The 17523-nt window shown below is 56.6% G+C and carries 7 protein-coding genes and 1 pseudogene; 7 read left to right on the top strand and 1 reads right to left on the bottom strand.

Annotated elements, in window-relative coordinates; all coding sequences use genetic code 11:
- From DEP07_RS11100 to DEP07_RS11090, 3 genes and pseudogenes are all read left to right on the top strand, one after another.
- Positions 1–477: pseudogene (locus tag DEP07_RS11100) on the top strand (late control protein); the annotation flags it as partial.
- A 205-nt stretch (positions 478–682) separates the two neighbouring features.
- Positions 683–1267: a hypothetical protein gene (locus tag DEP07_RS11095; RefSeq protein ID WP_287102465.1), complete on the top strand. Its 585-nt coding sequence runs from the start codon at positions 683–685 to the stop codon at positions 1265–1267.
- 27 nt (positions 1268–1294) lie between these two features.
- Positions 1295–2197: a nucleotidyl transferase AbiEii/AbiGii toxin family protein gene (locus DEP07_RS11090; RefSeq protein ID WP_173596780.1), complete on the top strand. Its 903-nt coding sequence runs from the start codon at positions 1295–1297 to the stop codon at positions 2195–2197.
- 70 nt (positions 2198–2267) lie between these two features.
- Here DEP07_RS11090 and DEP07_RS11085 read toward each other — a convergent pair whose 3' ends face one another.
- The gene (locus tag DEP07_RS11085) at positions 2268–2870 is read right to left on the bottom strand and encodes an MptD family putative ECF transporter S component (RefSeq protein WP_063227909.1); all 603 of its coding nucleotides are present in this window, start codon (positions 2868–2870) and stop codon (positions 2268–2270) included.
- Between the two features lie 522 nt (positions 2871–3392).
- On the opposite strand from DEP07_RS11085, the gene DEP07_RS11080 reads away from it, so the two are divergent.
- The 4 genes from DEP07_RS11080 to DEP07_RS11065 all read left to right on the top strand — a co-directional run bounded on the left by DEP07_RS11080 (position 3393) and on the right by DEP07_RS11065 (position 17388).
- On the top strand, positions 3393–4181 hold the full coding sequence (locus tag DEP07_RS11080; RefSeq protein ID WP_173596781.1) for a thioesterase II family protein: 789 nt from the start codon (positions 3393–3395) through the stop codon (positions 4179–4181).
- Positions 4178–4957, top strand: a complete 780-nt coding sequence (locus tag DEP07_RS11075; protein WP_287102464.1) for a 4'-phosphopantetheinyl transferase family protein — start codon at positions 4178–4180, stop codon at positions 4955–4957. The genes DEP07_RS11080 and DEP07_RS11075 overlap by 4 nt, the downstream gene beginning before the upstream one ends.
- Before the next feature lie 322 nt (positions 4958–5279).
- Complete coding sequence (locus DEP07_RS11070) at positions 5280–8276, top strand: salicylate synthase (RefSeq protein WP_287102463.1); 2997 nt, start codon at positions 5280–5282, stop codon at positions 8274–8276.
- Positions 8277–8307: 31 nt separating this feature from the next.
- Positions 8308–17388, top strand: a complete 9081-nt coding sequence (locus DEP07_RS11065; RefSeq protein WP_287102462.1) for a non-ribosomal peptide synthetase — start codon at positions 8308–8310, stop codon at positions 17386–17388.
- The last annotated feature ends 135 nt before the right edge of the window (positions 17389–17523 follow it).

Raw genomic sequence — 17523 nt, 5'->3', positions numbered from 1 at the left:
GTAGAGAAAGTGGCTTCGGGCAAAAAATCATGGCAGGACGTAGCCCAAGATGCAGGCGACGCAGCCGTCTCGATCGGGACAGGATTATACAACGATTACATCGACCCTTTTGTAAAAGACGAGAAGTACAAACAAGATAATTTGCACGGCGGTCTGTGGACCCGCTCGGTCGACGAAAGCTACGCAAAAGGGCAAAACGAGTTCAAGAAAGACATGGTCGTAGCGGAAGCCGTGCTGACGGTGTATAGCGTTGGAATGGGCACAGCAGCATTAAAAGGCGGTAAATTGGTTGCGAAGCTGGACGTGGACGCGCCGCATGGTTCCAAAAAGCCGCACGCTAATAGTGGTTCGGACGGCGGAAAGGGAAGAGGCGGACCCCTGCACGGCTCCGGCAAAAATGACCTGCTGGAAGGCACGCCCCTCAAGGACGGGAAGCTCAAGACGAAGGCCAAGCTATTCGCTAGAGCTCCAACTTGACAAAAATCGTGAGCGTTAATGACAAAAGCGAAAAAACAACCGATAAAAAACCGCCAACCCGACAAGGAACTGGCGTTTTTTTGCGCCCGACTCTCGTAAACTCCTAAAATCTGGAGACAAATTTGCCGTTAACAAGGAGAGAGAAGCCACTTTTTCCAAGTGGAAAAAACAAAGGCAAAAATCAGCAAACAGAGGAAGTGACCCCATGGAGTTCGAATTTCACGTCACACTTGCCGACGTCGCTTTAGACGACAAAGCAGCGTTTATCGGCATCTGCCAAGCGCAGCAAGTAAAACCGCTGATGATTGTCCTCGACAAAGGGAATTACATCCACCAGCCGATGATGACGGGGGTGATCCAGCGTTCGGACTTTCAGGCGGCCAAGAGCGAGATGGACAGGATTGCCGCTGTGTTTCAGGAGGGCGGATTTACGGTTGTCCGTAAAAAAGTAGAGATTTCGCCAAAAGAAACGGCCTATTTTCACGCGCCGATTACAGAGCGATTCAAGCCGTATTTTGAATGGCATGGAAAAGTGGAGATCGAGGATGTCGACGGACTGAAACAACTGTGCAAGCCATCCGCTGGACATATCTCTCGAAACTCGCTCAATCCGAACGGAAAAGTCAGGTTTGTGACGGTTCGGGAGTACGAGAGCGAAGCGCAGTTTTACGAGCGGGTCAAGCAGATTCATATTGCTTTGCAGGAAAAGCAAATCGCGCTTGTAAAAGAACAATTCGAGTTGTGCATTTACGACAGCAGAGAGGAACTGGACAGCGGCTGGATTTCGTAGGGCGCAGGAAAGGAAGGGGATAGCACTATGAACGGGAATGAAAAGCTGCATCTAAACTTGAGCAGCCTGGATGAGGATACCAGGGAACTTGTCGTGTTGGAAGCGTTGCTAAAAAGAATGGCTTTGGTGAACATGCCGTTTGTCTTGAAGGGCAGCTTGCTGACACGGCAGTATTTGGCGAATCCGGACATGCGGGACGTGGATGACATCGATTTTTTGTACGCGGGGAAAATTCGCGATGCAGAGCATGCGCACGAGACGTTTACAAGCGCATTAATCCGGGCGACAGAGATGGATTTGCAAGATGGCATCGTGTTCAGGAGCTTCCGCGAGAACGCCTTTTGGCGAAGGATCGACTATGCGATGGCGGACGATTTTCCGACTGTGAATACCGATATCGCCTACTATTTTGCGGGAGAAAAGCGCGAAGCCAATCGGTATCACGAGCTGTATCTGGACATTTCCTTTCACCTCGACATGCAGCTTGCGCCTGTCTCACTGGAGTACCGGCCTGTGCTAGGCGACAGCTTCTGCGTACCGTACACGGTGCCGCTGTCGATCCAGGTGGCGTGGAAGCTGCATCAGACGATCGTGCGCCCGCGATTTAAAGACCTCTACGATTTGAACTACTTGCTGGCTCATCCAGCGTACGATGAACAGGCGTTGGCGGAGACGTTGCAGGCTTTAGTGGACGAATGCAGGCTTGAGCCATCGATTACGAAGCACGATATGCAAAAAGTATTGGTGCATGATCTAGCAGATCTGTATCCTTTGCTGATCAATGATTACGAGCTGAGAAAGTATGCAGGAGGCAACAACCAGAAGCTGTTCTACATGGAGTTTGCCCAAGAGCTGCGCAAAACGATGAATCTGGCGGGCATCAACAAAGCTGCTTTTGCAAATTTGCCAAGCCCGAGCATGCCCACATAATATGTCAAAAGAACCTTGAGCGGCGTTGTCCGCCAAGGTTCTTTTTTGTCGCTGCTTTCTCGCTCCGTTGTTATACGAGCTTCGCTTTTTTTACGTGCTTTCTCAGCATCAGATGGCCAAAGTAAGCGCCGAGCAGTCCGCCGACCAAAGAGATCGAGCACATGAGCAAGATCATTTTAGGCGTATCGAAATAGTAAAGCATGTTTTCAATAGCCGCCGCCGAGTACGTTTTTTTCAAAATCGCCATGTACGAGTCGCGGAAGAAAATAAGCGGAACGACTCCGCACAAGGAATAGCCGACATAAAAAATTCCGTAAGCGATGGCATTGCGAGCGGAATGGACGGAAACATCTTTTTTCCAGAGGATCAGTTCCCCGATCAGCCCGATGACAGCGAGTGTCAGCATGTAGTTGGCATAGCCGAAACCGACGAAGTACAGACCCGTAATGATCGCGGTGAGAAACAGCGCTCCCGGTTTTCTGATTTTATTGGACATGACCATGTAAAACGGGCCGTTGAGCAAGCCGGTAAGACCGCCGACCAAAAGGGGCGAAATAACCGAGACGGCGGGACAAAAAGTCATGATGATGAGCATGATGACGTTGAAAATAGCCAAGGTAATAAAGTCGCGCATGGTCCATCTATTCGGGACAGCCAGCGTTTGAGCTTGCATGTAGCATCCTTCCTCTTCTTCAAAATGGTGTCCGTCGGCGAGTTGACCAGACGGATGAGACAAGCGAGTTTATTCTCCTCCTTTTCCCAAAATCCCCATCCAACAAAGCATGGTCACAAGGTATGTCGATGTCACGGAAGTATGAAAAAGTACAAGACACTGATAATGATAATTGTTATCAGAGTAAAAAGAAAGCTAAAATTTCTATTTTTTGGGACGTTTTTTCTCAAATATCGCCAATAATCTCCTATTTTTGCCTTTTTTCTCGCCCGCAGTTAAAATTTCTAGTTTGTTTGGCATGGAAAGGGATGGGTGTATCTTCCCGATTGTAAAAAAATGACTGTGAACGACCTAAGGCGAGAACGAGAGAGGAAGCAAGCCCTGATCTGGCGAAAAAGCAGCCAAATGGACATTGTATAAATTTGTAAAAGGTGATAATCGTTATCATGCTTGTTACGTAAGCAATGGACGAATGGCGCACGACATAGCTGACCGTCTGTAAAACCGAATGGAGGAATGACTATGGACATGGTGAAACCGGCTGAGAGATGGCTGCTTGCCGAGCCTGATCAACACGACCAAATCCGCCTTTTTTGCTTCCCTTTTGCCGGGGGAGGAGCATCGATTTACAGGGGATGGGCGCAAGAGCTGCCCGCAGGAGTAGGGGTGTACCCGATTCAGCTTCCTGGCCGAGAAAACAGGCTGATGGAATCCGCCATCCGCGAGATGGATACGCTGGTTGCGGCGATTAGCCAGGCGATTCAGCCTTACCTGGATCGGCCGTTTCTTTTTTTCGGGCATAGCTTGGGCACAAAAATTGCGTTCGAGCTGGCGCGCTCCGTTCGCAGAAACTGGCAGTTGGCGCCAAGCCGTTTGATTGTGTCAGGGGCTCGTGCTCCGCATATCCCGGAGCCGAATCCGCTGTACCATTTGCCGCAGGAACTGTTCGTCGAGGAGCTGCGGCGGTTTGCCGGGACACCGGAGGCGATTTTGCGCAGCAAAGAGCTGATGGAGCTGTTCATGCCGCTGCTGCGCGCAGATTTCACGCTGGACGACACGTATTTGTTCAAAGAGGAGCCGCCGCTCGAATGTCCGATCTCTGCTTTTTGCGGCACACATGACCGAGAGGCGAGCGAGGAGGAAATGGCGGCTTGGGCGCAACATACGGCTGGCGACTTTACGATGAGCATCATCGAAGGCGAGCATTTTTTCCTGACGACGAACAGAGAGGAACTGTTGCGGCAGCTCTCCCCGATTTTGGCGGGGCATCTGAAAATGGCAGGGAACGAAGCAGCAAGTGAGCGGAGATGAGGTCAACCGCCGATAACGCTCGCCCGAAAGTGATCGTGGCGGAGTGGCAAATGGATCGTCATGCCGATCGGACAGCTCTGCAACTTGCAGAAGCGGAGCTGCACATTTGGCTGGCGCACGTCCCTGCCTTTCGCGGGAAGGAACATGCGCTGCGCGAGGCGCTGACCCAAGAAGAAGTCGAGCGGATGGAGCGGTTTTATTTTGCGGCGGATCGGGAGCGATTCGCCGTCGCCCATGCCCTCGTGCGTTCCTTGTGCGGGCGCTATGAAGACATGCCTGTCGAGCGCGTCCAGATTGCGGCGGATCATCGCGGGAAGCCCGAACTGCGCACAGAGCGCAGAGCAGGGAAGCTCGCGTTCAACCTGTCCCATTCCGAAGAGCTGGTTGCGGCTGTCTTTGCGAGAGGGCGCAGCGTGGGGATTGACGTGGAATGGATTCGGGACATACCCGAATGGCCGCAGTTGGCGCAGCAATTCCATCCCGTCGAGCAGAAGCTGCTGCATGTGGCTGCCGCCGGGAAGCAGCAGCAAATGTTTTTCGACTGCTGGGCGCGCAAGGAAGCGTTTGTCAAGGCGACGGGGGAGGGCTTGTCACGCCCCCTCGATTCTTTTTGGATTGCAGAGGATGGCGAGCAGGGGATTTTTCGCGTAAATGGAGAGGGAGCAGCTCGGAATACATGGACGATTTTGGATTTCAGCGCGGCAGCAGGATATTCCGCGGCGATTGCTTTTGATCAGGGAGAACAGCAGATACATCCAGTGTTTTTGCGTGTCTAGCCGCTGAGAAAAAACGTTTGGAAACGAGAAACTTCTATTATACATATCAACTTGCTTGGTTTTTGAAAGTCCTTATTTTTATGTAAGTAAATGTAAAATCATCCCCGAGAAATGAAGGAAACGGGAGAAAGTGGAAGAAAATGCGCCGTTTCCTTCCAAAATGTAGAAAAAATAGACTACATAAGGAATTGACAATGAGAATCAGTATCAATATTTTGGTTGGTAGACAAACCAGCATGACCGACAGCGAATTTGGCAATGACCTGCATCATTCGGCTTGGGGTACGGACATACACCCGCGGCTATCTTGGAGGAGGAACGAATGAGAGCAAGCACCGATTGGTTTGAGCAAGCAGCAGAAACGTATGTACAACGCGGGTTTTGGGAGCCGTTGACTCTGGGGGAGCAACTGCGCCGCTGGGCGGAAAAGTATCAGGACAAAGTGGCGTTGGTCGAGGATGAAGCGAGACTGACTTACCAGGAGCTGGATGCGAAGGCAGATGCGCTTGCCTCTGGCCTGTACCGCATGGGCATCCGCAAAGGCGACAAAGTCGCGGTCCAGCTTCCGAACCGGACTGCTTTTGTCCTGACATGCTTTGCCCTGTTTCGCATCGGGGCAGTGCCGATTCTCGTATTGCCTGCCCACAGGGAGGCGGAACTGGACGGGATTTTTTCGCTCGCTAAGCCCGTTGCCTATATTATTCCCACCACGTTTCTGGGCTTTGACTATACAAAGCTGGCGGAACATTTGGTCAAAAAACACGCGTGCGTGCAGTTCGTTTTGACCGATGGAGAAAGCGGCATCGGCACGAATCTGGCGACGATCAGCGGACCGCCGATGTTGTTCGACGGCCCGGCTTATACAGATACGGCATTGCTGCTGTTGTCGGGCGGTACGACAGGCACGCCAAAACTGATTCCGCGCACACACACCGACTACGCCTACAATGCGCGAGCAATGGCTGCTCGCTGCGAGCTGACGGACGAGAGCGTCTATCTCGCTGTTCTGCCGATCGCGCACAATTTTCCGCTGTGTTGCCCTGGCATTCTCGGCGCGTTTTCGGTCGGCGGCAAGGTTGTGTTGTGTCAAACGACCAGCTGCGATGAAGCTTTTCCGCTGATTGAAAAAGAAAAAGTGACGATTACGGCATTGGTGCCTGCGCTTGTCAACGTCTGGCTGGAAGTTCTGGAATGGGATACGGAGAGCGATTTGTCCAGCCTGAAAGTGTTGCAGGTGGGCGGCTCGATGCTCGATGACAAGGTGGCTGGCCGCATCATGCGGGAGTGGACGTGCAAGCTCCAGCAAGTGTTCGGAATGGCGGAAGGCTTGATTTGCGGCACGTCGCTAGGCGATTCCGACGAAGTCATCATGACGACCCAGGGGCGTCCGATTTCCGAAGCAGACGAGGTACGGATCGTCGATGAGAACGGAGACGATGTGGCACCAGGCGAATACGGAGAGCTGATCGTCCGCGGGCCGTACACGATTCGCGGGTACTACCTGGCACCGGAACAAAATCGCGAAAGCTTCACGGAAGACGGCTTTTACCGCTCGGGAGACAAAGCGCGGTTCACGCCGGAAGGCAATATCCAGGTAGGCGGACGGATTAAGGAAATGATCAACCGCGCGGGCGAAAAAATCATGCCAGCCGAAGTCGAGTCGTACTTGCGTCTGCACCCGGACATCAGGGATGCCGCTCTGATTACACTGCCTGATTCCACGCTGGGGGAGAGAAGTTGCGCATTCGTCATCACGGACAATCTGGAGTTGACGCTGGCGGATATTCACGCCTTTTTCCAGGAGAAGGGCGTTGCGCGCTACAAAATGCCTGACCAGTTGGAATTTGCGCACAGCTGGCCGCTGACCAGTGTGGGGAAGGTCAATAAAAACAAGCTCAAGGAGATGGCTATGGCGAAACAAGTGGAGGCAACTGCGCCGATCAACACTTATCGGGAAGAAACGTTTGCTTTTGCAGGAGATGTTCATTTGGCGGCGGCAGAAATCGTCGAGCGTGGACTTTTTGAAGATTATGTACTCTACGAAAACGGGGATGAGCTGTCGATCGGAATGGGCATCCACGCTCTGGCTACCGTAGATGCGCAGCAGACGAAAATGGTTTGCGGCGGCGAGACGGCAACCTACGAAAACGCAGAGCTCGGCGAGACGATCGAACGAGCCTTCGCCGCTGTGCCGCTGGCCGACTGGCGCGCATACGGCACCGTGAACTTCGGCATGGCCCGTTACTACAACGGACTGCCGCTTGCTACCGAAGACCCGAATCTGCTCAAGCTGTTCATTCCGCAAGCAGAGGTGCGATTCCACAAGGGCGAGGTGCTTTTGCGGACGCTTGCAAAAGAGCACAGCGAGCAACTGGGGCAGCTTTTGCGTGAAGTGTTCGCGGAGTTGGCTGGCAAAGCACCGCAGAGCAGTCTGGCAGAGCGCGCAGGAAAAGAAAAGCTGGCTGTTCCGCAGGCAGATACGCACGGGGCAGAGACGTACATGCAGGGAGTTGCGGAAGCGGTTCGGGAAATTTCCGAGCGCAAATACCACAAGGTCATTTTGTCCAGAAAAATTCCGGTGTCCGAAGAGCTGGACATGGTTGCGAGCTACGTCGCCGGGCGCAGAGTCAACACTCCGGCACGTTCGTTCCTGGTTCGTCTGGAAGGGATGAATGCGGCGGGCTTCAGTCCGGAAACGGTTGTCGAGGTGGACAGCGAAGGCTGGGTCAGCACTTATCCGCTGGCGGGCACGCGTTCCAAAGGGGGCAGCGAAGCGGAGAGCGACAAGCTGAAAGCAGAGCTGCTCAACGATCCGAAAGAAATTGCCGAGCACGCCGTTTCGGTCAAGCTGGCTTTTGAAGAGATGAGGAGCGTCTGCGACGCTTCGACGATCTTGTTGACTGATTTCATGACCGTGGCGAGCAGAGGAACGGTGCAGCATATCGCTTCCAGGCTGAAAGGAAAACTCATGGAAGGCCGCAATTCTTGGCATGCGTTCCGGGCGCTGTTCCCGGCTGTGACGGCGTCAGGGATTCCGAAACGGGAGTCGATCGAAGCGATCGGCAGACTGGAGAGCGTACCGCGCAATTTGTACAGCGGATGCGTCATGACGTATGACGAGAGCGGAGCGATGGACGCGGCGCTCGTGCTGCGGACGATCTACCAAAAAGACGGCCAAGCGTGGCTACATGCCGGGGCTGGCGTAGTCGAAATGTCGCTGCCTGAGCGCGAACTGGAAGAGACGCGCGAGAAGCTGAGCAGTTTTTCCCGTCAGCTCGTCATGGCGAGCCGCGAGCTGGAGGCAGTGAAGCAACAATAGGGGCACTTTTGACAGAAAGGAGGAAACCGTGATGAAGCAAGTGCTTGATGACAGCAATTCCGCGGGAGTGGCGGCTTCTCTGGGCTATGACGCGGTGCGCCGCCAGATTCAATCCATGCTGCCCGGGGCGGTCGAGTTTGCTGACGAACAAAACCTGATTGAGCTTGGACTGAACTCCTTGCAGATGATGAGGATGGTCAACAAATGGCGCAAGGAAGGGGCGAAGGTGACGTTTGCCGAACTGATCGCCTCCCCGCGCCTGGGAGATTGGTGGGCGCTTTTGCAAAAAAGCAGCCAGAGAGCGACGGAGCCAGCGAATGCCAAAGCGAGTCAGGCAAAGCCGCAGACCGCAGAAGCAGGGAAGGCGCCGTTTGCCTTGACAGACGTGCAGTACGCGTACTGGATTGGCCGCCAGGATGATCAGCCGCTTGGCGGAGTGGGCTGCCACGCCTATCTGGAGATCGACGGAACTGGCGTAGAGCATGGGCGGCTTTTGGCAGCGTGGCAAAAAGTGCTGCGCGGCCATCCGATGCTGCGCGCCAGGTTTCTGGCAGATGGGCGGCAAGAGGTGCTGGATGCGCCTTACGAAAAGGCAATCCCTGTCCACGATTTGCGTGCCCTTGCAGAGCACGAGCAAGAACAGGAGCTTATGCGCATTCGCGAGCGGATTTCCCACCGCAAGCTGGCGGTCGAGCTTGGCGAAGTGGCCGGATTGGAGCTGAGCCTGCTCACGGGTGACCGGACTCGTCTGCACTTTGACCTCGATCTGCTCGTCGCTGACGTCCAAAGCTTGCACATCATCCTGCGCGATTTGGCAGCGGCCTACGGGCGCGAGCTTGATCCTGCGGCGCCTGCCGAGTGGAGCTTTGCCCGCTATTTGCAGCAAGAGTCAGAGCGAAGAGCGGCTGATGTGGAACAGGCTGCCCGTTACTGGCACGACAGGCTGCTGACGTTGCCGGGAGCGCCTGGCCTGCCGCTTGCCGTGAAGCCGGAAATGGTCAAGTCGCCTGTTTTCGTGCGAAGAACGCATCGACTGGATGAAACGGACTGGATGCGCCTGCAAAAGCGGGCGCAATCGCACAAAGTCACGCCTGCGATGGTTTTGCTGACAGCCTATGCGGAAGTGCTCGATCGCTGGAGCACGCACTCGGAATTTTTGATCAACATTCCGCTGTTTGATCGCCAAGCCAGTGAGCCGGGGATTGAGGAAGTCGTCGCTGACTTCACCAATTTGCTGCTGCTTGCGGTCGACATGAAGCAGCCGGAGTCGTTTTTGCAGCGGGTGCATGCCATCCAGTCGCGCTTCCACGAGGATGTGGCCCACGCAGCTTATTCAGGTGTGCAGTTGCAGCGTGAGCTTGCCCGCGTTCGCCAGGGAGAGCGCGATTTCGCTCCGGTAGTGTTCGCGTGCAATTTGGGGACGCCGCTGATCAACGAGGAATGCCGCGATACGTTGGGCGAGCTTTCCTACATGATCTCGCAGACGCCGCAAGTATGGCTCGATTTCCAGTCGTACGAAATGAACGGGGGATTGCTGCTGGCGTGGGACGCGGTCGAAGAGTTGTTCCCTGCTGGCATGATCGACCAGATGTTTGCCGCTTTTGGCAAGCTGATGGATTGGCTGGTTGCCCCGGAAAACGACTGGCAGGCAGCGCCGCAATGTTTGCCTGATCTCGCCAAGCAGAGACAGGAGCCAGCGGACGAGCACGCTGCGCCGTTTGCGCCGCAATGTTTGCACGAAGCCTTTTTCCGCAATGCGAGACAACACCCGCAAAGCACGGCGCTTATTGACGGGAACGGCGCAACGCCCCTGACGTATGGCGAACTGGCAAAAAGAGCCTTGCAGGTCGCGGCTTTTCTGAGCGGGCAGGGCATTGCGAACGGCGAGCCAGTGGCGGTCAGTTTGCCGCGCGGGTTTGAGCAAATCGTGGCCGTGCTCGGCATTATGGCGGCTGGCGCATGCTACGTTCCGGTAGGGATCGGGCAGCCAGCGAGCAGACGCGAGCGGATTTTTGCCAAAGCAGGCATTCGCTTCGCCCTGACCGATGCCGAACACGCTGCCAAGCTGGAGTGGCCGACCGGGGCGCAAGTCTTGACGGTGGCGGATGCGCAAAAAGCCGAAGCGCTGGCTGAGCCTGTAACGGCAGCGGTCGACAGTCTGGCGTACATCATCTTCACGTCCGGTTCCACAGGCGAGCCAAAGGGAGTGGAGATCAGTCACGCCGGGGCGTGGAATACGATTTGCGAGATTAACAGGCGCTATCAGGTCACGTCTTCTGACCGTGTACTGGCCGTGTCTTCGCTCGATTTCGATTTGTCTGTTTACGACGTGTTCGGACTTTTGGCGGCAGGCGGTTCCATCGTCTTGATCGACGAGGAATCCAGACGGGATGCGAGCAAGTGGGCGCAGCTTGTCCAAGAGCACCAGATTACGCTCTGGAACTCGGTGCCTGTGCTACTCGATATGCTGCTGATTGCAGCGAAAAGTGCGGGACATGGGCCGTTGCCGATTCGACTGGCGATGCTGTCAGGCGATTGGATCGGACTAGATTTGCCAGAGCGATTGAAAGAAGCAGCCCCAGCGAGCGAACTGGTGGCGATGGGCGGTGCGACAGAAGCGTCGATCTGGTCGAATGCGCACGACGTCAAGCTGCCGCTCCCTGCTCAGTGGACTTCGATTCCGTATGGACGTCCATTGGCGCGCCAGTCTTATCGCGTGGTGGACACAAAAGGCCGGGATTGCCCGGACTGGGTGGCTGGCGAGTTGTGGATTGGCGGAGCGGGCGTGGCGCTCGGCTATCGCGGCGATGCCGAGCTGACAGCAGAGCGCTTCGTAAATGGGCAGGGCGGCCGCTGGTACCGCACAGGCGACTTGGGACGGTACTGGCCGGACGGAACGATTGAGTTTCTCGGACGCAAAGACTTCCAGGTGAAAATCAGGGGTCACCGGATCGAGTTGGGCGAAATCGAGACAGCGTTGAAGCAGCATCCGGGCGTGCGGGATGCGGTCGTTTCCGCTGTAGGCGATCCGCGTGGCAATCGTCATCTGGTAGGCTATCTCGTTGCCGATCGGGCAGCCGATGCCGGGCTGTTTGAGCGGATGGAAGCGGAGCCAGCCTTCCAGGAAGCGGTGTGGACGAGTCTGCTCGACTCGGCAAAAGATCAGGCCGAGCAGTGGCAAGGCGATCCGGACATCCAGACCCCGGAAGCTTTCGCAGCTTTTTGGGCGTATCTGGAACAACTGGCTGTCCGGTATATGTGCAAAGCATTGAAGCAAGCAGGCGCAAAGCTTGCTCCTGGCAGCAGCTTTACCCTCGATGAACTGATGCAGCAATGCGGCATTTTGGAACGGTATCGCGCCCTTGTCCAGCAATGGCTGAACTCGCTTGCGGAAGAGGGACTTGTCCAAAAAGGCGAAGCGGATACATACGTCATGGTCGGCGAGATTCGCGCCGAATGGTTCGAGCCGCCTGTGGCGAGTGAAGCGCCGGCTGGATGGGAGGCGTATGCCGAAGCACTGCTTCTGTATTTGCAAAAGCTGGACGGCGCCCATGCCGGACTGTTGACCGGAGCGGTGGACCCGCTGACCCATTTCTTCACCACGGAGCCAGGTCTTGCTCCGCGAGAGCTGTTGCAGACGCTTCCTTTTGCCCAAGAAAGAGATCGCCTGGCGCAGCTGATGCTGAAACAGTTGGCTGCGCCGTTTGCCGAAAGCGGAAAGCCGCTGCGCATCTTGGAGATCGGGGCGAGAAGCGCGGATTTGACCGAGGCTTTCCTGGCGGTCCTGCCTGAAGAGGTAGTCGCGTATACGTGCACAGACCAGTCGACCTTCTTCATGCAGGAGGCGAAGAGCAGATTCGGCAAGCTGCCTCATGTGCAATGCCAGTTGCTCGACATGGAAAAAGACCCGCTTGTTCAAGGGTACGAGGCCCATCAATACGATGTCATCATCGCTGCCGATTCGTTGCATCGGGCGCGGGATATCGGAGTGGCGCTCAGCCACGCGCAGTCGCTTTTGGTACCGGGCGGCGTGCTGCTCATGCTGGAGCTGACGCGCGACAGCCGTTTGCAGCAGGTCAGTACGGCATTTTTGGAGGACGGCTTCACCGGGTTGCAAGACGAGCGTCGCCATGACCAGAAGCCGCTTTTGGCACAAGCTGCGTGGCAGCGCGTGTTGAAGCAGTCGTTTGCACAAGTAGCGGCGTTTCCGAACGAGCGCGACGCGGCGAATGTGTTTGGACAGCACGTAATAGTGGCGCAAGCCCCCGAGCATGGGCAGCGCTTCAATCCGCTGCGGCTGGCTGACTTCCTGAAGCACAAACTGCCTGATTACATGGTGCCGACCGCGTTCCTCCTGCTGGATGCGTTGCCGCTGTCGGCAAACGGAAAAGTGGATCGCCAGGCATTGCCTGCGCCGGACAGTCTGACGCGGACGAAAGCGGAGAAAGCGTTCGCCGCACCGCAAACGCCGCTGGAAACAGAGATGGCCGCGATTTGGTGCCAGCTTTTTGGCGTCGAGCGAGTGGGCATGACCGACAACTACTTCGAGCTGGGCGGGGATTCGCTTCTGGCGACGCGGCTCGCTGCGTTAGTGCGCAGCCGCATCGGCGTGGAACTTTCGCTGGGCAAAATTTTTGACAAGCCGACGATTGCCGAACTGGCGGCGCACGTTCAGGCGGTGCTCGAAGAAAACGGGCAACAGGCGCAGACAACCGCTGTCTGGCCGCAAATTGTGCCTGCCCCCGAGCAGAGAGAGCAGCCGTTTGCGCTGACGGACATCCAGCAGGCGTACTGGCTGGGCCGCAGCGGCGTTTACGCTCTGGGGAATGTGTCGACGCACTGCTATTTCGAGATCGACGGGCAAAATCTCGACCTGGAGCGGATCAACGCAGCTTGGCAGCGCTTGATCGACCACCATGAAATGATGCGGGCAGTCGTTTTGCCAAACGGCTTGCAGCAGCAAATTTTGCCGCAGGTGCCGCGCTATCAGATTGCGATCACGGACTTGCGCGAGCAGCCAACGGAGATCATGGAGGAAGAACTGCTGGCGATTCGCGAGGAAATGTCGCACCAGGTGCTTGCGCCTGACGTCTGGCCGCTGTTTGACGTGCGGGCATCCCGCTTGCATGACGGGCGGGTTCGCTTGCATATCAGCTTCGACAACCTGATTTTCGATGGCTGGAGCATGTTCCACCTCCTGAGCGAATGGACGCGGCTGTACCATGAGCCGGACGCGCCGCTCGCGAAGCTCGATCTGTCCTTCCGCGATTACGTTCTCGCACTGGAGGAGTTGAAGTCGTCAGCGCTGTACCAACGCGACTTGGACTACTGGACAGCGCGCTTGGATGACTTGCCGCAAGCTCCGCAGTTGCCGCTCGCGCAAAATCCCGACACGATGACCGCACAGCGGTTTGAGCGGTTGGAAGCGAAGCTGGATCGCCACAAATGGCGGAAGTTGAAGGAGCGCGCAGCCGAGTTTGGGCTGACCCCATCGGGCATTTTGCTGACGGCGTATGCCGAGACGCTCGGAGCGTGGAGCAGAAGCTCGCGTTTTACGATCAACTTGACGCAGTTCAACCGTCTTCCGCTGCATCCGCAGGTGCATGCGCTCGTCGGAGACTTCACCACCTTGACGCTCTTGGCTGTGGAGCTGTCCAAAGGGGCGACTCTGCTGGAACGGGGCCGCAATTTGCAGCAGCAGCTGTGGCGCGACCTGGATCATCCGCTCGTGGGCGGGGTGACCGTGCAGCGGGAGCTGGCGAGACGAAGCGGCGAGCATCACGGCGTTTCCATGCCAGTCGTCTTTACGAGCGCGCTTGGCGTAGATGAGTGGAGCGGCAGCGGGACGGACGGAAAATGGCTGGGCAAGCTCGTCTACAACATTACCCAGACCCCGCAAATTTGGCTGGATCATCAAGTCGTCGAGCAGGACGGCGAGCTTTTGCTCATTTGGGATGCCGTGGAAGGGCTGTTCCCCGCAGGCATGCTGTCTGACATGTTTGCCGCTTATTGCCAGCTTTTGCACCGCTTGACGGAAGAACAGGCCGCATGGCAGGAAACAGCGCCAAGCCTGATCGCCATTCCGCGACTGGAAGCAAGACGGGCAGCCAATGCCACCGACGCGCCGCTCACTGACGAGACGCTTGGCGGACTGTTTGCCAAGCAAGTCGCGGCCAAAGCGAACCAGCCAGCCGTCATTTCGGCGGAACGGACGCTGACGTATGCGGAGCTGTCCCAACTGGCGAGCGTGATCGGCAAATGGTTGAAGCAGCATGGAACAGAGCCTGGCACGCTGGTCGGGATCGTGATGGAAAAAGGCTGGGAGCAGGTGGCCGCCACCTTGGGCATTATGGCAGCGGGTGCTGCGTACTTGCCGATTGATCCCGCTCATCCGGAAGAGCGACGCGCCCAGCTGTTGCGTGACGGGCAAGTCCGCTTCGTGCTGACGCAATCATGGCTTGCGGAGCGATTGGGCTGGCCTGCCGATGTCCAGTGCCTGGCTGTGGATCGGGTCGAAGGCAGCGCCTCCAGCTTGCTGTCATTCCCTGAACGACCGGAAGATTTGGCGTACGTCATTTACACATCCGGCTCGACGGGAGCGCCAAAAGGAGTCATGATCGACCATCGCGGCGCGGTCAACACGATCCTCGACATAAACGAACGGTTTGCCGTAAGCACAACCGATAAAGTGTTGGCTTTGTCCAACCTGAACTTCGACTTGTCTGTGTACGACGTGTTCGGCTTGCTTGCCGCAGGCGGCACGATTGTAATGCCGGATGCCGCCAAAGCAAAAGACCCTGCGCATTGGATCGAGTGGCTGGAAAAAGAGCAGGTGACCGTCTGGAACACGGTTCCGGCGCTGATGCAGATGCTGATCGAGTACGCTTCCGGCCAAAAGGCAAGCGTAGCGCCAAGCCTGCGTCTCGTCTTGTTGAGCGGAGACTGGATTCCGCTCGATTTGCCGGACAAAATCAAAGCCTACTTCCCGCATGCGCAAGTGATCGGGCTTGGCGGAGCGACGGAAGCGTCGATCTGGTCGAACTTTTACCCGATCGAGCAGGTCGAACCGGAATGGAAGAGCATTCCGTACGGACGCCCCATGCTCAACCAGCGCTTCCACGTGCTGAACGAATGGATGGGCGACTGCCCGGTTTGGGTGCCGGGGCAGCTGTACATTGCCGGGATTGGCCTTGCCAAAGGCTACTGGCGGGATGAAGAAAAAACGAATGACAAGTTCATCCGCCACCCGCGGACAGGCGAGCGCCTCTATCGCACAGGCGATTTGGGACGGTACTTGCCAGATGGCAATCTGGAGTTTCTCGGCCGGGAGGACTTCCAGGTCAAAATCAGAGGGCACCGGATCGAGCTGGGCGAGATCGAAGCAGTTCTCAAGCGCCAGAACGGCGTGAAGGAAGCGATCGTAGCCGTACCGGATGAATCAGGGGAAGAAAAGCGTCTCGTCGGCTACGTCGTCCTCGATGGCCAACAGGAAACCGAGCTGCTGGTGACAGCCAAAGCCGATCCGGCTGCGTGCTCGCTTCGCTTGCAGGAAATCAGCGAGTCGGGGAAAAAGCAGGCCGCCCGTATCCCGTCTGCCTTGGATGCGGAGATTGTGCAGACGTTCCTCGGCGAAGCGGAAGCGGTGAGCACCATGTACATGTGCCGAACATTGGAGCATATGGGTGTGTTCACCCGCGAGCAGGAGAGCTACTCCACGGCTGAGCTGATGCGACACTTGCAAATTCACCCGCGTTTCGAAAGCTTGCTGCAACATTGGCTGGAGGCGCTGCGCACAGAAGGGCTGCTGGAAAAAACAGAGGACGGCGTCTATCGTTGCGTCCGCTCCTTGAGTGACGCGATGCTCGACATTTCGTTCCGCACCGAGGCTGCCCAGGCGCTGGAAGCCGTTTATCGCCGGGATTATCCGCTCTTTATCGGACTGTTGACCGGAGAGCTTGACCCGCTAGAGCTGTTCCTGGCCGAAGAGGCGTTTCTCACTCCTGCCGCCCTGAGCCAATTTGATTTGACGCGCGACTACTACCACGGCCTGGCTGCACAGGTGCTCGGAACTATCGCAGACAGCCACCCCGCAGAGCGCGAGCTGCGCATCATGGAGATCGGCACGCGGGCTGGCAGCATGACTCAAGCGCTCGTATCGGTGTTGCCAGCCGAGCGAAGCAAGTATTTGTACGCAGACGAGTCGACCTTCTTTACAGACAGGGCGAAGCAAGCTTTTGGCGAGGCGGAACCGCTTCAATACGGTCAGTTTGACATGAATCAGGCACCGCTTGCCCAAGGCTATGAGCTGCATTCCTTTGACGTGATCGTGGCGGATAACACGCTGCACCGTTCCCGTAACCTCGACGCGACACTGGACTATCTCAAAGCGCTCTTGGCGCCAGGAGGCATCCTGCTGCTCGTCGAGGCCACCCGCAACAGCCGTTTGCTGCTCACCACTGTCGGATTTTTCGAAGATGGCTTCTCCCATCTGGAGGACGAGCGAAAAGCAAGCAAGCTCCCGCTGCTCGCCGTCGGGCAATGGCAGAAGCTGCTGGACAAACACGGCTTTACGAGCGTCGAAGCGTTCCCGCAGGCCGGACAGACGGCGGAGACATTCGAGCGACATCTGCTCGTGGCGCAGGCCCCGCTTGCCGTGAAGCTGTTCCAGCCGGAGAAACTGGCGGATGCCGTGCGGCAAAACTTGCCGGACTACATGGTTCCGGCAGAGTTCGTACAGCTTGACCAGCTGCCGCTTTCCGCCAATGGAAAAGTGGACCGCAAAGCGCTGGCGCAGCTCGGCAAGAAGAAGACGAGTTCGCCAGGCAAAGCGCCTGCTGCCCTGGAAAGCGACACGCAGAAAATGATCGCCAGCATCTGGGGAGAAGTGCTTGGTTGCTCCGATATCGGCATCCACGACAACTTTTTCATGCGCGGCGGCGACTCCTTGCGCGCCATCCAGTGCCTGAACTTGTTGAAGGAACGGCATCAGGTGGAATTGTCCTTGCAGCATTTGTTTGAAGCACCGACGCTCGGACAGCTTGCCGCGTTCATCGAGGCGAATGCAACCGATGCCGAGCAGCCGGATATGAACTACGACGAGGGAACCATTTAGGAAAAGAAAGCCTGCCAAGCATCAAATTGAGCGAAGGATAGCTCACCAGCAAAAAAGGCAACACGGGCTGCGCACATGGGCGCAAAAGGGCGCAGCCCGGCTTTTTTTGCCGGAATCGATGCAGCGAGCAGGCGA

This window comes from Brevibacillus sp., assembly GCF_003521185.1.
In the GTDB taxonomy this organism is placed as follows: Bacteria; Bacillota; Bacilli; order Brevibacillales; family Brevibacillaceae; genus Brevibacillus; species Brevibacillus parabrevis.
Note: the sequence above shows the minus strand (reverse complement) of the source record. Positions and strands in the feature narration are given on the sequence as shown.

Bases quoted from the DNA above. Each gene is read 5' to 3' on its own strand.
- DEP07_RS11095 (WP_287102465.1), top strand. From the start codon at position 683: ATGGAGTTCGAATTTCACGTCACACTTGCCGACGTCGCTTTAGACGAC.
- DEP07_RS11090 (WP_173596780.1), top strand. From the start codon at position 1,295: ATGAACGGGAATGAAAAGCTGCATCTAAACTTGAGCAGCCTGGATGAG.
- DEP07_RS11085 (WP_063227909.1), bottom strand. From the start codon at position 2,870: ATGCAAGCTCAAACGCTGGCTGTCCCGAATAGATGGACCATGCGCGAC.
- DEP07_RS11080 (WP_173596781.1), top strand. From the start codon at position 3,393: ATGGACATGGTGAAACCGGCTGAGAGATGGCTGCTTGCCGAGCCTGAT.
- DEP07_RS11075 (WP_287102464.1), top strand. From the start codon at position 4,178: ATGAGGTCAACCGCCGATAACGCTCGCCCGAAAGTGATCGTGGCGGAG.
- DEP07_RS11070 (WP_287102463.1), top strand. From the start codon at position 5,280: ATGAGAGCAAGCACCGATTGGTTTGAGCAAGCAGCAGAAACGTATGTA.
- DEP07_RS11065 (WP_287102462.1), top strand. From the start codon at position 8,308: ATGAAGCAAGTGCTTGATGACAGCAATTCCGCGGGAGTGGCGGCTTCT.